Source organism: Mesorhizobium sp. M0195 (assembly GCF_040322115.1).
Lineage (GTDB): Bacteria > Pseudomonadota > Alphaproteobacteria > Rhizobiales > Rhizobiaceae > Mesorhizobium.
This window is the reverse complement of sequence record NZ_JAMYSV010000054.1, coordinates 1-7010: the sequence shown is the minus strand read 5'-3', so window position 1 is coordinate 7010 and position 7010 is coordinate 1. Positions and strand designations below refer to the sequence as shown.

The following is a 7010-nucleotide window of genomic DNA, read 5'->3' as shown; positions in this document are numbered from 1 at the left end:
CGGCCACCATCTCACTGATCTGCCGAAGAAAACTGGATACTGTCCCGATGAGCTGCGCATAATCATCGGGTGCGCATAATCCCTGACATAGGTCCAGATGCGGCCCGTATCGGTCTTGCCCTTCGCCAGAATCCGCACGGTGGTGTCGTCGCCATGAAGTCGCTCGGCGGCAAGCACTTGCGTCTCGATCAGCGCATGCACCGGCTTCAGCGCCGCGATACAGGCTCCGACCTGATCGGCCAGTGTGGATAGGCTGAGGTCGATGCCCTCGCGGGCATAGCGCTCGCTTTGCCGGTTCAGCGGCTGGTGCTGGGCGAACTTCTCGAACAGGATCATCGCCAAAAGGTTCGGCCCGGCAAAGCCGCGCGGCGTCACGTGGAAGGGCGCCCGCGGCTGGGTGATCTTCTCGCATTCACGGCAGGTGAACTTCTCACGCACCGTCTGGATCACCTTCCACTGGCGCGGGATCAGCGCCGGCGCCGCTCGACCGACGTGATCACTTCGATCTGATGCTTCGTCACAGGGCTACTCCTAGTGCTTGCACTAGGACTTGCACCCTTCAGCCTACCTCAGCAAGGCGGCCGTCACCGAGGGGAAACCCAATATCCCCCGTGCGGCGGGTTGGGCTTAGGGCTACGAGACCAGTCTTTTGAGACGGCATTTTGCCATGCCGGACATCGGTTCCCCGACTTGGATCTTCCAGACTCTGATCAGACCCTGAAACAGACTCTGATCAGACCCTGAAAGATTTCTGCAAAAGGTTACGAGATCGTCGAGGTCAGGTGTTTTTCCTGATCGCCCCTTCGATGACGACACCAGAGGTCGCATACTTCCACAACGCGACCAGCAGCTTGCGCGCCAATGCGACGATGGTCGAGTTCGCCATTGCGCTGGACTCGTTCGCTAAACCATCGGGCTAGCGCGGAGTTCGGTTGATGCCGCAGCCTCGGATTTCGTCACCTTCATGGAGGCTCGCGGCGCCGAGACGATCACCACGGCGCTGGCAATGAAGTGGGTGACGTGTCCATCCGCCTGACCGATGTGCGCTGCTTCACAAGCACCTCGCTCATTTCGATCCCATGACGGAAGTGCCACCTCAAGACGCTGTGCCGCCGGCGCGGCGGGCCAAGCCCTACATTTATACCGATGCCGATATTGAGGCGCTTCTGGCGGCGGCACTGTCGCCGGCCAACGCCCTCCGTCGCTGGACATATCATTGCCTGTTCGGATTGATTGTGTTGAAGAAGTCGATGTTCTGATCGGGGCGACTTTCGGACCTTTGAGCTGAATGTCGGCGCTCGGCCCTCAGACCGGCATCGGCTCTGGCACCCCGGCGCTCCTCGATGCATTCTTCCTGAGCCGTCCGCGCTCGCGGCCTAGAAGCTTCAACCATCTTATCGGCGTCGTCGGCCGGCTGTTCGAGTGGATGGTCGAGCATGACTGTATTGATATCGCTCTCCTGTCACGATGAAGCCGCGCCGCAGAGGTAATCCGACACCGCCTTGCACCCTGGACTGCGGACCGCTTAACAACTCATCGATCGCGCCGCCGAGCTCCCGGATCAGAGCAACGCCCCACTTCGCGGTCGCGTCTATGCCACCATCTTCAGCCTGCTATTCGGGCTTGGTCTGCGCGTAAGCGAGGTTGCGCGCCTGCGCTGGCGGGATGTCGATCAGGATCGCAATATCATGACGATCCGGGAGACGAAGTTTTACAAGTCGAGGCTCATTCCTATGGGGCCGCACCTGGCGCAGCGCCTCTATGCCTTCATGGCATTGCGATCAAAGCACCTGGTTGCGGTGGCTGCCGGCAAACCGTTGTTCTCTTTCCTGCGAGGTCGGCCCGTGAACCCGGGTACGATCAGTATCGTTATTCCGCACACTGGCCGATCAACTGGACATAGCGATCCCGCCAGGAGGAACCCCGGCTCACGTGCATGATCTACGGCACAGCTTTGCCGTCGGGCGACTTCTGCGATGGTATCGCGACGGTAGCAACCCCAGCGACAAGCTGGTCAGGCTGTCGACTTTCATGGGGCACATCGATCCCGCCTCCACCGCAGTCTACCTCACCATTACCGCCGATCTATTGGAAGCCGCCGGTCAGCGCTTCGAGCGCTTTGCGGCGCCGCTATCGCGTGGAGGTCGGCCATGAGGACCGCCGGCAGTCTCATCTACCACTTTTTGAACACCATCTCAAAGCCGAGAAAGGTCTGGCGCCGACCTCGATCCGGAGCTATCGCGATGGGATCCGACTGTTCCTTCTCTTCCTGGCCACGAAGAACCGACGCCCCATAAGCGAGCTCGAGTTGACCGATCTCACCGCCGACAATGTGCGGGCCTTTCTCGCCCATCTTGAAGCCGAGCGCGGCAACAACATCCGATCACGGAACCACCGGCTCGCAATGTTGCATGGTTTCTTTGCTTATGCCGCGGGCCAGGAACCAATGGTGCTGCAGGAGGCCGAACGCGTCGCCGCCATCCCGAGGAAGCGTACGCAGCCAGCGGCCACTTATTACATCGAGCGCGACGAAGTCGAACGACTCTTCGACGGACTGCAACGCGACGGGAAGTTGGTCACCCTTGACAAGGCGCTGCTCATGTTCATGCACAATACTGGCGCTCGCGCGACAGAAGTCATCGGACTGACCGTCAATCAGTTGGCTTGACCTCCTCTCCGCGGGTGAACCTGCACGGCAAGGGCGACAAATGGCCGACCTCCCCACTTGGCCCGAGACCGCCCGCCTGCTTGGTAAGATGCTGCGTGACCGACGCCAGCCAGTCGCGCCGGAACGTTCGGTCTTCCTCAGTAAAGTCGGCAAACCGCTGACGCGATTCGGCCTGTACAAGCTCGTCCGGTGTCATGGTTCGAACATTCGCTTCGGTGTTTCTCCGCATGTCTGGAGACACACAACGGCCGTCCATTTACTCGAATCCGGTGTCAACGTGAATGTCATAAGAGGTTGCTTGGCCACGTCAGCCTGGATACGACCAACCGATATGCCGAGATCAAAATCAAGATGAAGCAGGAGGCGCTTGAGGCTTGTCAGCTGCCTCAACTTCTTCGGTGGGACCGCCCGAAGACCAGTCTGGCAAAGCGAGCCAAAACTTCTCGAATGGCTCGCCGGACTCTGACCGTTATGTGCCCGCCGTCATCGAGAACCGTTGGAGAAACGGACTGCAGGGCACATAGCCGCGCGGGACACAAAACTGCGATCACGTGCCCGGCACGTAATCGCTGACCCCGAAGTTCGGTACGCCGCCCAAGAGGTTCGTGTGCACGCCGATCCAGTCGGACAGGCTCTCGCTCGGGCACGCCTCGGCGTAAATGTAGTTCGAGGCGCCCATCGCTACGACTAACAACTTCATGGGATGCTTCGCCGGTGACGGGATCGAAGACGTCGATGGTGTCGCCGGCGAAATCGACAAACACCTTCTCGCCGCCCAGATGCGTCTGGCGCATCGTCGGGCGCGCGCGCCCTTTCCAGGCCTCGAAGGTCAGGTCGCGGTTTTGCTCCACGCTTCCTTTTGACAACACCTCGCGGTAGTGCCCTTGCGCTTTGCTATGCCTTCACCTCCATCAGGTTGGCTAGGGGAACTTTCACCCCAAAGCGGTTGAACATGCTGGGCACACAACTAAACCGCTGCCTCGGTAGTGGGAGCGGGTCTGGCCTGAGGAGGCTCCCGCCTGAGAAGATTTGGTGTTGAGCCAACCTTCCAGACAGGAGAACCCCAGATGACCCAGATCCGCCTCTGGATCACCGGATGATTGAAGATCTGACGATCCGCAAATTGTCGCCGGAGACCCAGCGATCCTACGTGCACCACGTGGCGAAGTTCAGTCGGTTCTTTTGGCCGATCGCCGGATAAGCTGGGCTACGAAGAGGTGCGCGCTTATCTGGTGTTCCCACGGAACATTCACTCGTACTCGTACAATGGCAGGGAGCCGGCACCCGTCTACCACGAACCGTACCGCGCCCTGTGAATGATGATAAAGGTGGATGCCCTGCCACCACATACCAGCTTGAAGGACGCCTTGACACTCATGCAGCAGCGGCCGAGGAACCTGTACCGGCGTCCACTTATTGGCCGCGTGAATAGATTAATTCGAAAATCTCTCTTTTCAGGTGGGTGCAAAGTGTTATCGTTCAATTGAGGGATAAAAATATGAGGAAAGCCTGATGCATCAACGGCAAGCCAAGAAGAGGAGCCAATGTGTGAGCAGGGTACCCCGTTCGCCGAATCTAGTTCCCTGGAGAGGTACGCACCACAAGTAGCCCCGGCGAGGTGGAGGTGCAGGATCAAAGATAAAACGGCGCGGACACACGCGGGTCAATGGTGAATTGCTTCGATTGATAAATGGCGATCCGCGACTCGGAGGCCCGGTATAAGGTGGAGAGCTGCGATTGGTCCAGTGTGATGGCGTTGCCTCACCAGGATCCAATTCGCGCCTCCCTGGACCTAATCTACAACCGCCTGGTCGAGCAGGATACAGACCAGTCTTACCATCCTCATCTAACCGAATCCTGGGAAACCAACCCGGACGGCATGAACTGGACCAATCGATAGCAAAGATGCAGGTCCGAACGACTAGCTAAAAAGGGGAATCGGGAAATGACAATTTCAAGGCGTGAGCTTATCAAAGCGGGTTTGGCTGCTGGGGCGGCTGTATCGGTCCCAACCGTCCTGCGGGCGCAAACAGCGATGTCAACAGTGCGAATGGTAATGGGGGACGTCCAAGTCTTCGATCCGATGTTTACGACAAGCAGTTATACCCATAATTTTGCTATGGCAATCTACGACACGCTTTTTGCGCTGGATGAGAACCTTGTGCCACAACCACAAATGGTTGGCAATTGGAGTCTGTCTGACGACAAGAAGACCTACACGTTCGAGCTGCGCGATGGTTTGGGCTGGCACGACGGGACGCCGGTTACCGCGGCGGACTGCGTCGCGTCCATCCGCCGTTGGGCTGAGGGTGATCCCGCCGGACAAATGCTCGTGGAGCGGGCCGCAGATATCTCGGCCAATGGGGGCAAGTCCTTCACGATCACGCTCAAGGAACCTTTCGATTTGGTGGTCGATCTGCTGGCGTCGGCGTCGGGGCGATGCCTGTACGTTATGCGCGAACAGGACGCGAAACGTCCGGTAACCGAGCAAGTGACAGCGAATATCGGCTCGGGGCCGTTCAAGTTCAATGCCCAGCTGACGAAGCCCGGCTCGAATGTCACTTTTGACCGCAACGAGCAGTACGTGCCTCGCGCGGAGCCGGCCAGCGGATATGCCGGCGGCAAGGTCGTGAAGGTCGATCGCATGATCTGGGATAACATCTCGGATCCTCAGACCGCTGTAGGCGCCTTGCAGGCAGGCGAGGTGGACCTCGTGCTAGAGCCCTCCGGCGACCTGTTCACTATCATCGCGAGTGATCCAGAACTTGTGCTCGATGCCCTGACTACGTCGGGTAAGGACTACTACATCCGTATGAATTGCCTGCAGAAGCCGTTCGACAACGTCAAGGCGCGCCAGGCGCTGCTGGTTTTGGTAGATCAGGAAGCGTTTCTTAAGCTTCTTTCTCCAGATCCTAAATTAGGTGACGTTGTCACGTCGATTTTCGGAAATACAACGGCCTATTCAAATGTTGAAAATACAGGATGGTCCAAGAAGGGTGGCGATCTGGAGAAGGCTAAGCAACTCTTCCAGGAGGCGGGATACGGCGGCGAAAAGGTCCTCATCCTTACTCCCACCGATTGGAGTGACGGTTTCAATGCCTCGCAGCTACTTGCGAATGTATTGCAGAAGATTGGGGTAAACGCAGAACTCGCCAGTATGACGTGGAGCGAGTTGGCCTCGCGCCGTGGTAAAATGGTACCAGTGGATGAGGGTGGCTGGAGTATCTTCATTTCGGCCAACGACGACTTCAGCTTTGGCAGTCCGCTCACCTCGGAACTTTTCCTCGCGAATGGCGAAAAGGCCTGGTATGGCTGGCCGAAGAGCGACGAATTCGAGGCTCTTCGAGCCAAGTGGGCCGATGTCGAAGGGATGGAAGGGCGCAAGGAACTGGCCCGCGAGATGCAACGGGTTTGGTGGAATTCCGTTGTAGGATTCGTATTCCTGTGCCAGACAAAGGCGCCCTCTGCGCGCCGCAAGTGGCTTGCGGACTTGATCCACACACCGTCGATCTTTCGCCCGATGTGGAATATGCAGAAGCTCCCGGCATAATGGCTGGGTACATCCTTCGTAGACTTGTTTCGACCATCGCCGTCATGGCGATGGTCGGGGTCTTCGTCTTCCTGCTTCTCAGGCTAGCGCCTGGGGATCCGGCGACGATCATCGCCGGAAGGTCGGCAACTGCAGAGATGATCGCGGGGATCCGCGAGCAACTGGGATTGAACGATCCGCTGCCGGTGCAGTTCATCCATTGGGTAAGCGACATGCTCGGTGGCGATTTCGGCATCTCGATCTTTTCCGGACGACCGGTTCTCGAGCTCATGTCGCAGCGGCTTGAACCGACCCTATCGCTGTCGATCCTGACTATGATCCTTTCGGTGACGGTCGGGGTCTCCTTCGGCATTCTTGCCGCGTGGCGAACTGGCGGCCTCGTCGACCGCCTCCTCGCGGTCTTTTCAGCGTTTGGTTATTCCGTCCCGGTCTTTGTTATCGGCTTTGTCCTCATATACTTCTTCGCCATCCGGACACACTGGCTGCCGGTCCAGGGATATGCGCCGATTAACGGTGGCCTCGGGCCTTGGTTCGCGCGCCTGATCATGCCGACCGTGGCTTTGGGGCTCGGCTACATTGCATTCATCGCCCGCGTTACGCGGGCGAGCATGCTTGAGGTCCTAGCGGAAGACTATATGCGAACGGCCGCCGCCAAGGGCGCTTCGTCCTATGCCATGCTTTTTCACCATGCCTTGAAGAATGCCGGAGTCCCGATCCTGACTGTGATCGGCATAAGCTTCGCCTATCTGATCGGCGGGGTTGTCCTCACGGAAACGGTGTTCAACATCCCCG

Annotated in this window: 7 protein-coding genes and 4 pseudogenes; 8 read left to right on the top strand and 3 right to left on the bottom strand. The window is 58.4% G+C overall.

The genetic code is table 11. The features are described from left to right. Both NKJ12_RS31710 and NKJ12_RS31705 read right to left on the bottom strand, forming a co-directional pair. Nucleotides 1-471: pseudogene (locus NKJ12_RS31710) on the bottom strand (IS66 family transposase); the annotation flags it as partial. A 307-nt stretch (nucleotides 472-778) separates the two neighbouring features. Then, a pseudogene (locus tag NKJ12_RS31705) lies at nucleotides 779-944 on the bottom strand (IS110 family transposase); the annotation flags it as partial. A gap of 135 nt (nucleotides 945-1079) precedes the next feature. Between NKJ12_RS31705 and NKJ12_RS31700 the strand changes: the two are divergent. The 5 genes from NKJ12_RS31700 to NKJ12_RS31680 all read left to right on the top strand — a co-directional run bounded on the left by NKJ12_RS31700 (nucleotide 1080) and on the right by NKJ12_RS31680 (nucleotide 3023). Further along, entirely contained in the window at nucleotides 1080-1259 is a 180-nt protein-coding gene (locus tag NKJ12_RS31700) for a hypothetical protein (protein WP_352707637.1), read from the top strand. Between the two features lie 29 nt (nucleotides 1260-1288). Beyond that, nucleotides 1289-1471, top strand: a complete 183-nt coding sequence (locus NKJ12_RS31695) for a hypothetical protein (protein WP_352707635.1) — start codon at nucleotides 1289-1291, stop codon at nucleotides 1469-1471. A 64-nt stretch (nucleotides 1472-1535) separates the two neighbouring features. Next, nucleotides 1536-1940 carry a tyrosine-type recombinase/integrase gene (locus NKJ12_RS31690; protein ID WP_352707639.1) on the top strand — a complete coding sequence of 135 codons (405 nt, stop codon included), beginning with the start codon at nucleotides 1536-1538 and terminating at the stop codon, nucleotides 1938-1940. Then, the gene (locus NKJ12_RS31685) at nucleotides 1937-2668 is read left to right on the top strand and encodes a tyrosine-type recombinase/integrase (RefSeq protein ID WP_352707633.1); all 732 of its coding nucleotides are present in this window, start codon (nucleotides 1937-1939) and stop codon (nucleotides 2666-2668) included. The genes NKJ12_RS31690 and NKJ12_RS31685 overlap by 4 nt, the downstream gene beginning before the upstream one ends. 40 nt (nucleotides 2669-2708) lie before the next feature. Further along, nucleotides 2709-3023: a tyrosine-type recombinase/integrase gene (locus NKJ12_RS31680; protein ID WP_352707632.1), complete on the top strand. Its 315-nt coding sequence runs from the start codon at nucleotides 2709-2711 to the stop codon at nucleotides 3021-3023. Nucleotides 3024-3233: 210 nt separating this feature from the next. Here the strand turns inward: NKJ12_RS31680 and NKJ12_RS31675 are convergent. Beyond that, nucleotides 3234-3498, bottom strand: a pseudogene (locus NKJ12_RS31675) (IS21 family transposase); the annotation flags it as partial. A 266-nt stretch (nucleotides 3499-3764) separates the two neighbouring features. On the opposite strand from NKJ12_RS31675, the pseudogene NKJ12_RS31670 reads away from it, so the two are divergent. From NKJ12_RS31670 to NKJ12_RS31660, 3 genes and pseudogenes are all read left to right on the top strand, one after another. Beyond that, nucleotides 3765-3903, top strand: a pseudogene (locus tag NKJ12_RS31670) (phage integrase N-terminal SAM-like domain-containing protein); the annotation flags it as partial. Nucleotides 3904-4613: 710 nt separating this feature from the next. Next, complete coding sequence (locus NKJ12_RS31665) at nucleotides 4614-6218, top strand: ABC transporter substrate-binding protein (RefSeq protein WP_352707630.1); 1605 nt, start codon at nucleotides 4614-4616, stop codon at nucleotides 6216-6218. After that, nucleotides 6218-7010 (top strand): ABC transporter permease (locus NKJ12_RS31660; RefSeq protein ID WP_352707628.1); only part of this gene is annotated, 793 nt, incomplete at its 3' end. The genes NKJ12_RS31665 and NKJ12_RS31660, both read left to right, overlap by 1 nt.